Annotated in this window: 8 protein-coding genes; 7 read left to right on the top strand and 1 reads right to left on the bottom strand. The window is 60.0% G+C overall.

What is annotated here, in order from left to right; genetic code table 11:
* Window positions 1–234: 234 nt before the first annotated feature.
* Window positions 235–1152 carry a LysR substrate-binding domain-containing protein gene (locus QMK54_RS30715; RefSeq protein WP_103395970.1) on the bottom strand — a complete coding sequence of 306 codons (918 nt, stop codon included), beginning with the start codon at window positions 1150–1152 and terminating at the stop codon, window positions 235–237.
* Between the two features lie 180 nt (window positions 1153–1332).
* Here QMK54_RS30715 and QMK54_RS30720 point away from each other — a divergent pair, with 180 nt between their 5' ends.
* From QMK54_RS30720 to QMK54_RS30750, 7 genes are all read left to right on the top strand, one after another.
* Window positions 1333–2757 carry an aspartate ammonia-lyase gene (locus QMK54_RS30720; RefSeq protein WP_034152112.1) on the top strand — a complete coding sequence of 475 codons (1425 nt, stop codon included), beginning with the start codon at window positions 1333–1335 and terminating at the stop codon, window positions 2755–2757.
* A gap of 531 nt (window positions 2758–3288) precedes the next feature.
* Complete coding sequence (locus QMK54_RS30725) at window positions 3289–4740, top strand: alanine/glycine:cation symporter family protein (protein ID WP_110658589.1); 1452 nt, start codon at window positions 3289–3291, stop codon at window positions 4738–4740.
* 100 nt (window positions 4741–4840) lie between these two features.
* A complete protein-coding gene (locus QMK54_RS30730) occupies window positions 4841–5845 on the top strand; it encodes an asparaginase (protein ID WP_110658590.1) in 1005 nt (334 codons plus the stop codon).
* A gap of 163 nt (window positions 5846–6008) precedes the next feature.
* Window positions 6009–7007, top strand: a complete 999-nt coding sequence (locus QMK54_RS30735) for an AraC family transcriptional regulator (protein ID WP_110658591.1) — start codon at window positions 6009–6011, stop codon at window positions 7005–7007.
* A 240-nt stretch (window positions 7008–7247) separates the two neighbouring features.
* Complete coding sequence (locus QMK54_RS30740; protein ID WP_320401810.1) at window positions 7248–8276, top strand: histone deacetylase family protein; 1029 nt, start codon at window positions 7248–7250, stop codon at window positions 8274–8276.
* A gap of 15 nt (window positions 8277–8291) precedes the next feature.
* Window positions 8292–9392: a polyamine ABC transporter substrate-binding protein gene (locus QMK54_RS30745; protein WP_110658594.1), complete on the top strand. Its 1101-nt coding sequence runs from the start codon at window positions 8292–8294 to the stop codon at window positions 9390–9392.
* Window positions 9393–9554: 162 nt separating this feature from the next.
* Window positions 9555–14159, top strand: coding sequence for a dermonecrotic toxin domain-containing protein (locus tag QMK54_RS30750; protein ID WP_320401811.1), 4605 nt, complete (start codon window positions 9555–9557; stop codon window positions 14157–14159).
* The last annotated feature ends 18 nt before the right edge of the window (window positions 14160–14177 follow it).

Here is a 14177-nt window from a genome sequence, read left to right on the forward strand (position 1 = left end):
TTGTACGAATTATGGCCAGTCGTAACCGGCCGAAGGCCGCGCAGTATACCTCAAAGAAGCAGATAAACAGCCCCTGTGGCGACCATCTGTCATACGGCGCAAAGCGCCGGTTTTATTGACCGCAAGGTCAATCAAATCCACCCAAAATCCCCGTAGGAGCCGGCTTGCTGGCGAACCAGGCGACGTGCCGTGTCAGGCAGACCGGCGGCGTCTGGATAGCCAGCAAGCCGGCGCCTACAGTCCTGTAGGCGTTTGGGCTGCGCCCCCTTCGAGCTTGCGCCACAACAACCGCACGTTCGCCTTGCGCACCAACGCACAGCGATACAGGCGAATCTCCAGCGGCACATGCCATTGCGGGCCGCCGCAGACCACCAACTCACCACGCGCCAGTTCGGCACGCACGCTCAATTGCGGCACCCAGGCGATGCCCAACCCCTCCAGGGCCATGCTTTTCAGGCTGTCGGCCATGGCGGTTTCGTAGATGGTGGTGAAGCGCAGTGCCCGTTGGCGCAACAGCATGTTCACCGAACGGCCGAGAAACGCGCCGGCACTGTAGGCCAGCAGCGGCACGCTGGCCTCGCCTTCCAGGTCGAACAACGGCTTGCCGTCGGCATCGGCGGCACACACCGGAAGCATTTCGGTGTGACCCAAGTGCAGCGACGGGAAGATTTCCGGGTCCATTTGCATCGCCGCGTCCGGGTCGTAGAACGCGAGCATCAAATCACAGCCGCCTTCACGCAAGGCATGCACGGCGTCGCCAACGTTGGTCGCCACCAGTCGCGTGGCGATGTTCAAGCCTTCGTTGCGCAACTGCGCGATCCAGCGCGGAAAGAAACCCAGCGCCAGGGAGTGCGCCGCAGCGACCTGCATCACTTCGCCCTGGCCGCCTTCCAGGTGATGCAGATGGCGTAACACTTCGCCGAGCTGCTCGACCACGGTGCGTGCGGTGACCAGAAACAATTGTCCCGCCGCCGTCAGTTCGATCGGCGTGCGCGAGCGATTGACCAGGGTCAGCCCCAGCGCCGCCTCCAGGCTGCGGATTCGCCGGCTGAACGCCGGTTGCGTCACAAAGCGTCGTTCCGCTGCCTGGGAGAAGCTGCGGGTGGCGGCCAGGGCACTGAAGTCCTCGAGCCATTTGCTTTCCAGATTCATCACGTCCTCCCGGACACGCACCAATTTAGGTCACACGCTCGCCGTCAGGCCGGCGTCACACGGGCATTATGCCGAATGTGCATAGCCTAGTGTTTAACAGCATTGGCCCAAAATTCCGCACAAGCCTAGCATTCACAACGTTCCGGCACAGACCGGGTCCATATTGAGATGATTTCTATCATGTCCTCCGCTGCATCATTCCGCACAGAAAATGACCTGCTTGGCGCCCTCGAAGTACCGGCTCAAGCGTATTACGGTATCCAGACCCTGCGAGCGGTGAATAACTTCCGCCTCTCGGGCGTTCCGATTTCGCATTACCCGAAACTGGTTGTCGGCCTGGCCATGGTTAAACAGGCCGCCGCTGACGCCAACCGTGAGTTGGGTCACCTGAGCGAAGCCAAGCACGCTGCCATCAGCGAAGCCTGTGCGCGTTTGATCCGCGGCGACTTCCACGAAGAGTTCGTGGTCGACATGATTCAAGGCGGCGCCGGTACCTCCACCAACATGAACGCCAACGAAGTGATCGCCAACGTTGCTCTGGAAGCAATGGGTCACCAGAAAGGCGAGTACCAGTACCTGCACCCGAACGACGACGTGAACATGGCGCAGTCGACCAACGACGCCTACCCGACGGCGATCCGCCTGGGTCTGTTGCTCGGTCACGACACCCTGCTGGCCAGCCTCGACAGCCTGATTCAAGCGTTCGCGGCCAAGGGCAAAGAATTCGATCACGTCCTGAAAATGGGCCGTACCCAACTTCAAGACGCCGTGCCGATGACCCTCGGCCAGGAATTTCGTGCCTTCGCCACCACCATGGGCGAAGACCTGGCTCGCCTGAAGACGCTGGCCCCGGAACTGCTGACTGAAGTGAACCTGGGTGGCACCGCGATCGGTACCGGCATCAACGCCGACCCGCGTTATCAAGCGCTGGCGGTACAGCGTCTGGCACTGATCAGCGGTCAACCGCTGGTACCGGCGGCCGACCTGATCGAAGCGACTTCCGACATGGGCGCCTTCGTGCTGTTCTCCGGCATGCTCAAGCGCACCGCGGTCAAGCTGTCGAAGATCTGCAACGACCTGCGCCTGCTGTCCAGCGGCCCACGCACCGGCATCAACGAAATCAACCTGCCGGCGCGTCAGCCAGGCAGCTCGATCATGCCAGGCAAGGTCAACCCGGTGATCCCGGAAGCTGTTAACCAGGTTGCATTCCAGGTCATCGGTAACGACCTGGCGCTGACCATGGCAGCCGAAGGCGGCCAACTGCAGTTGAACGTGATGGAGCCGCTGATCGCTTTCAAGATCTTCGACTCGATCCGCCTGCTGCAACGCGCCATGGACATGCTGCGCGAGCACTGCATCGTCGGCATCACTGCCAACGAAGCACGCTGCCGTGAACTGGTCGAGCACTCGATCGGCCTGGTCACCGCGCTGAACCCGTACATCGGCTACAAAAACGCCACCCGCATCGCCGGCCTCGCTCTTGAAAGCGGCCGCGGTGTGCTGGAACTGGTGCGCGAAGAAGGTCTGCTCGACGAAGCCATGCTCGCCGACATCCTGCGCCCGGAAAACATGATTGCTCCGCGCCTGGTGCCTCTGAAGGCATAACCCGACGCGTTACTTGTAGCACCGCTCACCAGGTCGAGGGACTAGACACCTCTCACCTTTTGAGGGCTTGGAGATCACTCTCCAGGCCCTTTTTTTTAACTGTTTGATCCTGAGAACCGTATGTCTGGGGACTGACCAATGTGGGAGCGGGCTTGCTCGCGAAGGCGGCGGCACATTCAACAATGATGTGTCTGATACACCGCTTTCGCGAGCAAGCCCGCTCCCACCAAGAGCAGTTCCCACATAGCCTGACAGCAAAAATGTCAGGTGTTTCAAAGGCTTCGCTTCACCGCACGCACCACAATCGTGCAGACGGACGGTACTGTCATCGGTATAGTGCCGCCCCTCTTCGCGTGAGCGGTCGTCGGTAGCGAGACCACAACCCATGCGAAACCCGAACTAATAACAAACCCGCGATATGAAACCGGGACGAACTTCGATCCGCCTGTTGTGCCGTGCGCCAGCGGGTGTAACTCGATGTGTCTGTCCGGCGAGCATTTGCCTACATAAAAAAACAGCGAGGAATAATCCATGCTCGAAGTCATTAACGACTTCCTCTCAGGGAAAGTACTGATCGTGCTCATTGTCGGGCTCGGTAGCTACTTCACGATCCGCTCGCGTTTCGTTCAACTGCGTCACTTCTTCCACATGTTCGCGGTGTTCCGCGACAGCCTCAAAAGCAGTGCCGGGCAACTGAGCTCGTTCCAGGCCTTGATGCTCAGCCTCGCTGGCCGCGTCGGTGCAGGCAACATTGCCGGCGTTGGTATTGCCGTAACCCTCGGTGGCCCCGGTGCAGTGTTCTGGATGTGGGTGACCGCACTGGTCGGCATGTCCAGCAGCTTCTTCGAATGTTCCCTCGGCCAGCTTTACAAGCGCTGCGATTCCGACGGCACCTTCCGTGGCGGCCCGTCCTATTACATCCAGCACGGCCTGCAAAAACGCTGGCTGGGCATGCTGATGGCGTTCCTTCTGTTGGTGACATTCGGCTTCGCCTTCAACGGCCTGCAAGCCCATGCTGTGACGCACTCGTTGAACAACGCGTTCGGCCTCGACACCACTTACACCGGCATCGGTCTGGCCGTGTTGCTGGGCCTGGTATTCATCGGCGGGATCAAGCGCATCGCCAAGGTCGCTGACCTGCTGGTGCCGGTGAAAACTCTGGTGTACATCGGCGTGACCCTCTACGTGATCGTGCTGCAGTTCGACCATGTGCCGGGCATGCTGATGACCATCGTCAAGAGTGCCTTCGGTCTGGACCAGGCCTTCGGTGGCCTGATCGGCAGCGCCATTGTCATGGGCGTGAAGCGTGGCGTGTTTGCCAACGAAGCGGGCCTGGGCAGTGCGCCGAACGTGGCAGCGGTAGCGTCGGTCGAACACCCGGTGGCGCAAGGCGTGGTCCAGGCGTTCAGCGTGTTCCTCGACACCTTCGTGATCTGCACCTGCACCGCGTTGCTGATCCTGCTCTCCGGCTTTTACACCCCTGGCTTCGAAGGCGACGGCATTGCCCTGACCCAGAACTCGCTGGCCGCCGTGGTCGGTGACTGGGGGCGGATGTTCATCTCCGTGGCCCTGGCGTTGTTCGTGTTCACCTCGATCCTCTACAACTACTACCTGGGCGAGAGCAACCTGCGCTTTCTGATCGGTGAAAACCGCAAGGCCCTGATGGGCTATCGCGCACTGGTACTGGTGCTGATTTTCTGGGGCGCCATCGAGAACCTCGGCACCGTGTTCGCCTTCGCCGACATCACCATGACCATGCTCGCATTCGTCAACCTGATCGCGCTGTTCCTGCTGTTCAAGGTCGGCATGCGCATCCTGCGTGACTACGATGACCAGCGTGCCGCTGGCATCACCACACCGGTATTCGATTCGAGCAAATTCCCGGATCTTGATCTGGACCTGAAAGCCTGGCCGGCGAACCCGCCAGCACCAGCCGCCAAGGCTGAAGCTGCCCCGGCAGGCGTGACCGCAGCGCAACGCTGATCGGTAAAAACCGGGCGCATCCCCTGCGCCCGGCGTGACACAACTTGCAACCGGCGTCATGCTCGGACACAAGCCGTCATAGTTTTTTGGAGAACCGCCCATGAATGCCCCGACCTACCCTGCCGCCCAGCACGTCATGGTGCTCTACACCGGCGGCACCATCGGCATGCAGGCCAGCGCCAATGGCCTGGCCCCGGCATCCGGTTTCGAAGCGCGGATGCGCGAATACCTGCACAGCCAACCCGAACTGGTGGTGCCGCAGTGGCGCTTTCGCGAGATGTCGCCGCTGATCGACAGCGCCAACATGACCCCGGCGTACTGGCAGCAGCTGCGTGAAGCCGTCGTTGATGCGATTGAAGTGCAAGGTTGCGACAGCGTGCTGATCCTGCACGGCACCGACACCCTGGCCTACAGCGCCGCGGCCATGAGTTTTCAACTGTTGGGGCTGCATGCCCGCGTGTGTTTTACCGGTTCGATGCTGCCGGCCGGCGTGACCGACAGCGATGCCTGGGAAAACCTTGGCGGCGCGCTGGTTGCCTTGGGACAAGGACTGGCGCCGGGTGTGCATTTGTACTTCCACGGCGAATTGCTCGACCCGACTCGTTGCGCGAAGGTACGCAGTTTTGGTCGGCATCCGTTCAAGCGCCTGGAGCGTCAGGGCGGTGGCGTGAAAGCGACTTCGATTCCAACGCAACTGAATTACAACCAACCTAGACAACTGGCGAATGTCGCCGTGCTGCCGCTATTTCCAGGCATCAGCGCCGGGATCCTCGATGGCCTGCTCGACAGTGGCATTCAGGGCCTGGTGTTGGAGTGTTACGGCAGCGGCACCGGCCCGAGCGACAACCCTGCGTTTCTCGCCAGCCTCGGGCGTGCGCGGGACAAGGGCGTTGTGGTGGTGGCAGTCACGCAATGCCATGAAGGCGGCGTTGAACTGGACGTTTACGAAGCTGGCAGTCGCTTGCGCCGTGAGGGCGTGTTGTCCGGTGGCGGCATGACCCGTGAAGCGGCTTTCGGCAAATTGCATGGGTTGCTGGGTGCAGGACTTGATGTCGCGGAGGTTCGACGCCTGATCGAACTCGATCTCTGCGGCGAACTCATCTGACACCACACACCTCCTGTGGGAGCGGGCTTGCTCGCGAAGGCGTCAGGTCAGTCGACGCAAATGTTGAATGAACAACCGCTATCGCGGGCAAGCCCGCTCCTACAGGTCCCTCGCCCGGCATGTAACTTGCTGCGCTCCAGCCATCCCAAGGCTGGAAGTCCTCATGCTCCACTCCCACCTCACCACCCTCAACGCTGTCTCCCTGGTGCTCAACGCCTTCAAGGATGAAGGCCTGTCGAGCGAAGCGCTCCTGGCTGGCAGCGGCATCAGTACGGCAGATTTGAACCGCGCCGACACGCGCATCACCACCAACCAGGAAATGCAGGTCTGCGCCAATGCCGTTGCGCTCAAGCGCGACATCGGCCTGGAGCTGGGTCGGCGGATGCACGTTTCCTGCTACGGCATCCTCGGTTACGCACTGCTCACCAGTGCCACCTTCGGTGACGCTTTGCGGCTGGCGATGCGTTATCCGGCGCTGCTGGGAACACTTTTCGAGCTGAGCCTGGAGGACGACGGCGAGCGCGTCTGGTTCGCTGCCGCCGACTACCGCGAGAGCCCGGCCATGGCGGTGTTCAATGCCGAGTTCTGCCTGGTGTCGCTGAAAGTCACCTGTGACGATCTGCTCGGCCATCCCTTGCCCCTGGTTGCCGCACGCTTCGAACATGCCGCGCCCGACTACGAAGCGAGCTACGCCCAGCACTTCGACTGTCCGCTGCACTTCGGCGCACCGAACAATGCCTTCGCCTTCGACAGGCGCTGGCTCGATCAACCGTTGCCGCTCGCTGACGCGATTACCCATCAAGCCATGGCCGAGCGTTGCCGCAAGCAGAACCTTGAGTTCACCGGGCGCCAGGCCTGGCTGGGACGAATCCGGCAATTGCTCAGTGCGCAATTGAATGCCGCGCCTGGGCTGGAGGGCCTGGCCGAACAGATGAATTGCTCGGCGCGGACCTTGCGCCGGCATCTCAAGGACATGGGCTGCAGCTACCAGGAACTGCTCGACGAACTGCGCTTCGAGCAGGCCAAGCAAATGCTCTGCGAAGATCAACTGCCGATCTATCAGATTGCCGAAGCGTTGGGCTTCAGCGAGACCGCGAGTTTTCGGCATGCGTTTGTGCGCTGGAGTGGTGTGGCGCCCAGCCAATTCCGGCCCCACGGATAACCTTGTAGGAGCTGGCTTGCCAGCGATGAGGCCGGTACATCCGATGCACCTGTTTCGGTCGAAATACCGCTTTCGCCAGCAAGCCGGCTCCTACAAGGGGCTGTTCAGCGTTAACAAGGGGCGAATTTCGGTCAGATGTTTTGGCCATATCGATCCCCTTTTGGCCTTTCCTGCCGTTCTCCGATTCGCCGTGCACCGCAACACTGGAGGCAACCGAATCAGCCCTGCGGAGAACAACAAATGCTGACGATCTACTCTGACGATCACCACCTGCACCACGGCCGTTGCGAATTGATAGACGGGCAACTCAAGCCCTGCTTCGAAATGCCTTCGCGTGCCGACCACGTGCTTTCACGGGTGCAAAAACAGAACCTCGGTCCCGTCGAAGCGCCGAAGGATTTCGGCCTCGGGCCAATCGAGCGTATCCACAGCCGCGACTATCTCGACTTCTTCAAAGGCGCCTGGGCCCGTTGGACCGAGTTCAACACCGATGGTGATTTGCTACCCTACACCTGGCCGGCCCGCACCCTGCGCCGCATCAAACCCACCAGCCTGCATGGCCAGCTCGGCTATTACAGTTTCGACGGCGGCGCGCCGATCACCGCCGGCACCTGGCAAGCGGCGTACAGCGCGGCGCAAGTGGCGTTGACCGCGCAAGCGGAAATCCAGCGCGGCGCCCGCAGTGCCTTTGCCCTGTGCCGCCCACCGGGACACCATGCCGCCGGCGACTTGATGGGCGGTTATTGCTACCTCAACAACGCCGCCATCGCCGCCCAGGCCTTCCTCGATCAGGGTCACAAGAAGGTCGCGATCCTCGACGTCGACTACCACCACGGCAACGGTACCCAATCGATTTTCTACGAGCGCAGCGACGTGCTGTTCACCTCGATCCACGGTCATCCCGAAGCCGAGTTCCCGTTCTTCCTCGGCTACGAAGATGAGCTGGGCGACGGCGCCGGTGAAGGCTTCAATTTCAACTATCCTTTGGCCGCAGGTTCAGGCTGGGAGACTTGGAGTGCAGCGCTGGAACAGGCCTGCAAAGAGATCGAAAGCTACGGCGCCGACATCGTCGTCGTGTCCCTGGGCGTCGACACCTTCAAGGACGATCCGATCTCGCAATTCAAACTCGACAGTCCTGATTACCTGGCCATGGGCAAGCGCATCGCCGGTCTTGGCAAGCCGACACTGTTCGTCATGGAAGGCGGCTACGCAGTCGAAGAAATCGGCATCAATGCCGTGAACGTTCTCGAAGGTTTCGAAAGCGCTTAACGAGGAAGTAGAAACATGAAAAGTCTTAAGCGTTTAGTCGTACCTGCGCTGTGCGCCACGGTGCTCAGCAGTGCCGTGCACGCCGAAGAACGCACGTTGCGCGTCTACAACTGGTTCGACTACATCACCCCCAAAGCCCTGGAAGACTTCAAGGCGCAGAACACCCAGACCAAACTGGTCTACGACATCTTCGACACCAACGAAGCCCTTGAAGCCAAGCTGCTGACCGGCAACTCCGGCTACGACGTCGTGGTGCCGTCCAACGTGTTCCTCGCCAAGCAGATCGAAGCCGGGGTGTTCCAGCCCCTGGATCGCAGCAAGTTGCCGAACTGGAATCACCTCGACCCCAAGCTGATGAAGCTGATCGAGGCCAACGACCCGGGCAACAAATTCGCCGTGCCCTACATGTACGGCACCATCCTGATCGGCTTCAACCCGGACAAGGTCAAGGCTGCCCTGGGTGCCGATGCGCCGGTAGACAGTTGGGACTTGATCTTCAAGGAAGAGAACATCAGCAAGCTCAAGCAGTGCGGCGTCGCCCTGCTCGACTCGCCGTCGGAGATCCTGCCGCTGGCCCTGCAACACCTCGGCCTGGACCCCAACAGCAAGAAGCCTGCGGACTACGACAAGGCTGAAGCGTTGTTGATGAAGATCCGCCCGTACGTGACCTATTTCCATTCGTCGAAGTACATGGCCGACATCGCCAACGGTGACATCTGCGTCGCGGTCGGTTATTCCGGCAGCTTCTCGCAAGCCGCCAACCGCGCCAAGGAAGCCAAGAACGGTGTGATCGTCGACATGCGTTTGCCGAAAGAAGGCGCGCCGATCTGGTTCGACATGCTGGCGATTCCGAAGGGTGCGAAAAACACCGAAGACGCCTACACCTTCATCAACTATCTGCTGCAACCGCAGGTGATTGCGCCGGTCAGCGACTTCGTCGGTTACCCGAACCCGAACAAGGACGCCACGGAACTGGTCGACCCGGCGATCCGCAACAACCCCAACCTGTACCCGACCGACACGGCGATGAGTACGCTCTACACCCTGCAACCGCTGCCTCGCGATGCCGAGCGTGCACGGACCCGGGCCTGGACCAAAATCAAGTCCGGTACCTGACACCCGCCCCGCTCCCGTCGTCATCAGGACCTGCGTTTACGCAGGTCTTTTTTTGCCCGCAATATTTATTTACCGCCAATGCCGACCTCCCCGTCACTACCTTGCAGTGGTTCGCGCACCGAACGTTCAACGGTGCCGGCTTCGCCCACACAGGATGTGACCATGCCAGATACTTCCAGCCCCGCTTCTGCCTCCGGCCTCTCCGACGATCAAGACGCCCTGCTCACCCAATTGGTGGCCGGGCCCTCGATCCGGGAAGTCGCTACACATGCACTGCAACCCGCATTGAAAGCGCTGTACCCAAACCTGCACATCGACCCGCGCCTGGCGATGGTGGTGACACCTGCCTGGACTCTTCACAACCAGCGCATAGTGCCCGGGCCGCGCCACTTTGAATCACTGACCGATGCACTGGTACGCCACGGCGTAGCGGCCACTCCCGTGGTCTATCTCGATGGCGAGCACTACCTCACATTGCAACCCTGGGAGCAGACACCGGCGCAACTGCCCGTGCGCATCGACGCCATCGCACGCTTGCTCAATGAACTGGCGCCGTTGCTGTTTATCGCGTTCCAAGAGCAACAGGTCGACTACTGGAACCAGTTCACTCATGCCTCCACACCGCGCTGGCAGGGGTTGTCCAAATCACTGCGCGAACTGTGGAACATCGAAACCAGTTCGAACTGGGACAATGACCGTTACGCCATGGCCCGCAACCTGTTTGCGTATCCGGACAAAAGCACGCGCAAGGCTCACGACCGATATCATTCACGCGCCTGCCTGATCGACCTCGACTACGTGAGCAAGGGTGTCTCGACCCACCTCAACATACTCGACATGGCCGTGCTGATCGGCACCCAAGGCACCCGCAACCTGATCATCAGCCATAGCATCACCCGTGGTTTCCAGACATACGACTCGTTCCAGCAACTGGGCGAATCGTTGCTGACGTACACCGATGGACAGCTCCCCGACAACACGCTGCAATGGCGGCTGATCGAGCCCGAAGGCAATTATTTCGACCATCTGGCGTGCAACCTGATTGCCCTGCAAGCGGACTCGATTGCCGCCCTGGCGAACGATAGCTCGGCGCCAAACCCCGACCTGGCGCCCCACATCAGTCGCACAACCAACGAACTCGATCCGACGAACAAGCAGTCTTCTTCAAGATTCAATCAAGTCGAACAAGCGCTGCCGGACTGGATGAGCAGTGCCTCACCCAGTGACCTCACCGCTTACAGCCGCCACCTGATGGATCTGGCGACAGTTCAGGATCAGAACGCCGGACAGTCCTTCCAGGACGGGATCAAGCCTATCCGCGAGTTCGCCCTGGATCAGCTGCGCGATGCCATGCTCAAAGAGCATGCCGACGCCGACAAACTGGATCTGGCGGACATCGAGATCGTCATCGACAGTGTCGTGGTCTGGGGCAGCTTCTTGCCCCCGGTCGGGGCCGAGCGCACCACCCTGAGCCTGGTCGATCTGGCGCTGCAAAACCTGATTGCCCTGCCGCTGGGCAACAAGTCCGTGCGCAGCACCAAGGCCACAGCGCTGCCGGACTGGATGACGGTAGATTACCTGGAGGCATTGATTGTCAGTGTCAATATCGGTCAGACCTACCCCACGCTGATCAAAAGCAAACTGCTCGACGACCCTGTTGAAAGCCTGCGCCGGCAGAACCTGTTCACCCGTCAGTTGCGGGTTGAGCTGCCGCTGCTGGCCTTGCAACAAAAGATTCGTCAACAGGGCGGGGTCGACGGGTTGGGTTACCGCTATGTCGCTGCCGTCGTCCAGTTGCTCGATGCCAATCGCTGGGTGGATGGGCAGGAGATTGTCATTCGCCCGTTGGGCTTTACTCCCGCTCGGCGCCTCATTGCGTCTACGGACGAAGTAACCAACATGTTCGTGATTGGCCCCAAACAAATGGACAAGGGGCCTTGCCTGCTCTACCGGCCAATGCTCGACCGCCCCTTGAGCCAATACCCGACACCGGCCAACCTGATTTACGCCATCAAGCAATCGGCGGCATTGCGCGAGTCCGTGCTCGCCTGGCTGCCGGACACAGAGCGCGCCAATTACGCCAACTATGTGTTCACCGGCGACCTGCCTTCGGTCTGGTCCCTCCCGCAACTGCTGGCCGACCCGCTGACTTCTGCGCAAATGATCGGGCCGGTTTTACTCGGCTCCGCAACCATGGCCACCGAAGCCATGGCCACTTTGTACAAGACCAACGTCAATGCACTGGTCGAACTGGCGCAACGGCAATCGGTGTCCAATGCACAAAATCGCTGGGCGACGTTCAAGCATGCCGCCTGGATGATCCTCAACGCAGCGCTGCCCTTTCTCGGTCGCACCGTCGGCACTTCCGCCTGGATCTGGCAAGTACTGGATGACCTGCAACAAACCGTGGACGCCAGTGAAAGCGGCGACCGTCAGCAACAGAAAACAGCGATGACCGACCTGCTGCTGACCCTGGCCATGGTGCTCGCCCATCACGCAGCCACACGCCATCCGACCGCCCGCACAATCGAGGAAAAACCCACGTCAACGGTCGCGATCGAGCCCGAGAAAAAACCGGCTGCGCCCCCTGTAACCTTTGTCCAATTGCCCGATGTCGTCGGCGAACCTCTTTCCGCTGAGCATCACCTTTCAGTGGTGACGGATGCCGCCCTGAGCCTCACCAAAACCCTGGATCGCTTCAAGATCACCCAACCCGAAAATCTCATTCCCCCCAGTAAAGAGGGTGGCCCCCATCAATACCTCTATCGCCTTGAGAACCGCTCCTACACGAAAGTCGGTGAGCGTTGGTTTGAAGTGTCCGTCGAGGAAACCGGTGAAGTGTCGATCATCGATTCAACACCTCACCCCCCCGTTAAAGGCCCCTCACTGATCCGCAATAAGCGCGGCGAGTGGTTTGTCGATACTCGCTTGCGCTTGCGTGGCGGTGGTTTGTCGAGTCGGCGCATGGCGCTGAAAAAGCAAAACCGTCAGCGCATCACCGAGCTCAAGAAGCAGTTGAAGGACTTCAACGACCAAAGCGAAAGCGCAGGCAAAGAGCTGACGGACGCTTTCAACCAGTTGAAAACGGCCACAGACAAGACGAAGGCTGGGCTACAGCAGACATTTCTCGAAAAACTCGACCAGCGCACCAGCGACTATGCCGCCCCAATCGAGCAGCTGAATTCGTTGAACCTGCTCGACACGGTTTCCAATTACCGCAGCGAAATGGCCGATATGCTGGGCACTCAGCTGTTTTTCAACCAGGTATGGCTCGATGAAAAAAATCCGGCTTTCAGACAAACCCTACAAGAGACCTTGACCCTGCTTGAGGCTGAAGAAACGGCTGGTGCGGCCGGTGACCGTGCGACTTATCAAAAAATGGTCGACCTGACCGAGGGCGTAATCGGCAAAATCGAGTTTGCACAATCGCGTTTCCAGTTGCTGAGCCGACTGGGTAGAGGTGCTGCCGAAATGACCAGCACCTACAAGGCAAGACTGCCTGCCTTTACCCTCAACGATCTCAAGGCACTGCAGATCTCACTGGCCCGCGAGGTCTGCCTCAAGGAAGGTGACAGTCTGCCGCTGACAGAAGCCCGAAACGAACTGACACGCCTGCTCGATACAACCAACCTGGTAATCCAGACCTCCCAGGAGCTGATGCTGGAAGGCAGCACGTGGATCGCAAAGGAACGTATCGACGCGCTCAATGGCATGCTCGAACAATTTGCCACGATCGATCAGTCCTTCGAAGACTTCACGGTCAACCACAACGACGCGGTGCTGGAGCAACCGTTCAAGCATCTGCGCTCGCGAGTCGGCGAGTTCCAGCAGGATACCGAGGCCTACCTTGCTCAGTTGCTGCGCGAGCAACTGCCCCAAGAGCCTCGCCCCGGGCCTTCGAGGCCAACGCCAGCGTCGCGCAAACGGGTAGTCAAGACGCGATTCAATGGCACGGTCGTTGGCGAAGTTCGTCCTTCAGCGCCAGGAGAGCCCGTGCTGCTGGAAGTGCGCGCACCCATGACCGGCAAGGTCATCGCCACCTTTCACGAAAAAACACCCGGTGTCTGGCTTGAACGGGTACCGGCCAGACGTCGCCGACTGCAAGCTCCACCACCGGTACTCACCGAACAAATCACCCACGGCCGGACCATGCTCGATGACCTGGAAAACTTCATCCGGCAAACCGAAGCAAACGCGAAAAAGCCAGGCCGTATCCCGGTGGAAATCGAAGAGTTGTTCCAGCACAAAGCCGATCAACTTGGCCAAGCGGCCCGATCCCTGGAACAAGCCGTATTGCGCTCGAACACAACCGACGGCCCGTCGGGTACCGCGTCAACCTTGACCAAGGAACTGAACGAGGCACGCGAGCGACTGTACGCCGAAGGTAACCGGATACGCATCGAAATGACCAAAGCCCAACCTCCAACTGCGGCCCGCGTCCAATGGCTGTTGAGCAAGGACGAAATCGACATTGTGAGCAATGCCAAGCGACGACGCCTGAAGGGCCCGCGCAAGGATTACCTGCAAGAGTATGAACTTCGCGAGCGCCGTACCCAGAAAACACTGTGGTATGCCCACTTCCACTACACCAGCCTGGATGCGCCGGCCGATGCATTCACCGCCGCCCATTTGAAACTGCGTGAACAACGACTGCTGGCAGGTGCATTCGACCTGCATTCGGCCTCGACCAACCCGCAAGTGATCGCTATTTATCGCAGCGAAATCAGCCCGCAACTGGCGCGCGAGTTGTTCTTCACTCAAGCCTGAACCGTCAAAAAGGAAAAT

Source organism: Pseudomonas sp. P5_109, assembly GCF_034009455.1.
GTDB lineage: Bacteria > Pseudomonadota > Gammaproteobacteria > Pseudomonadales > Pseudomonadaceae > Aquipseudomonas.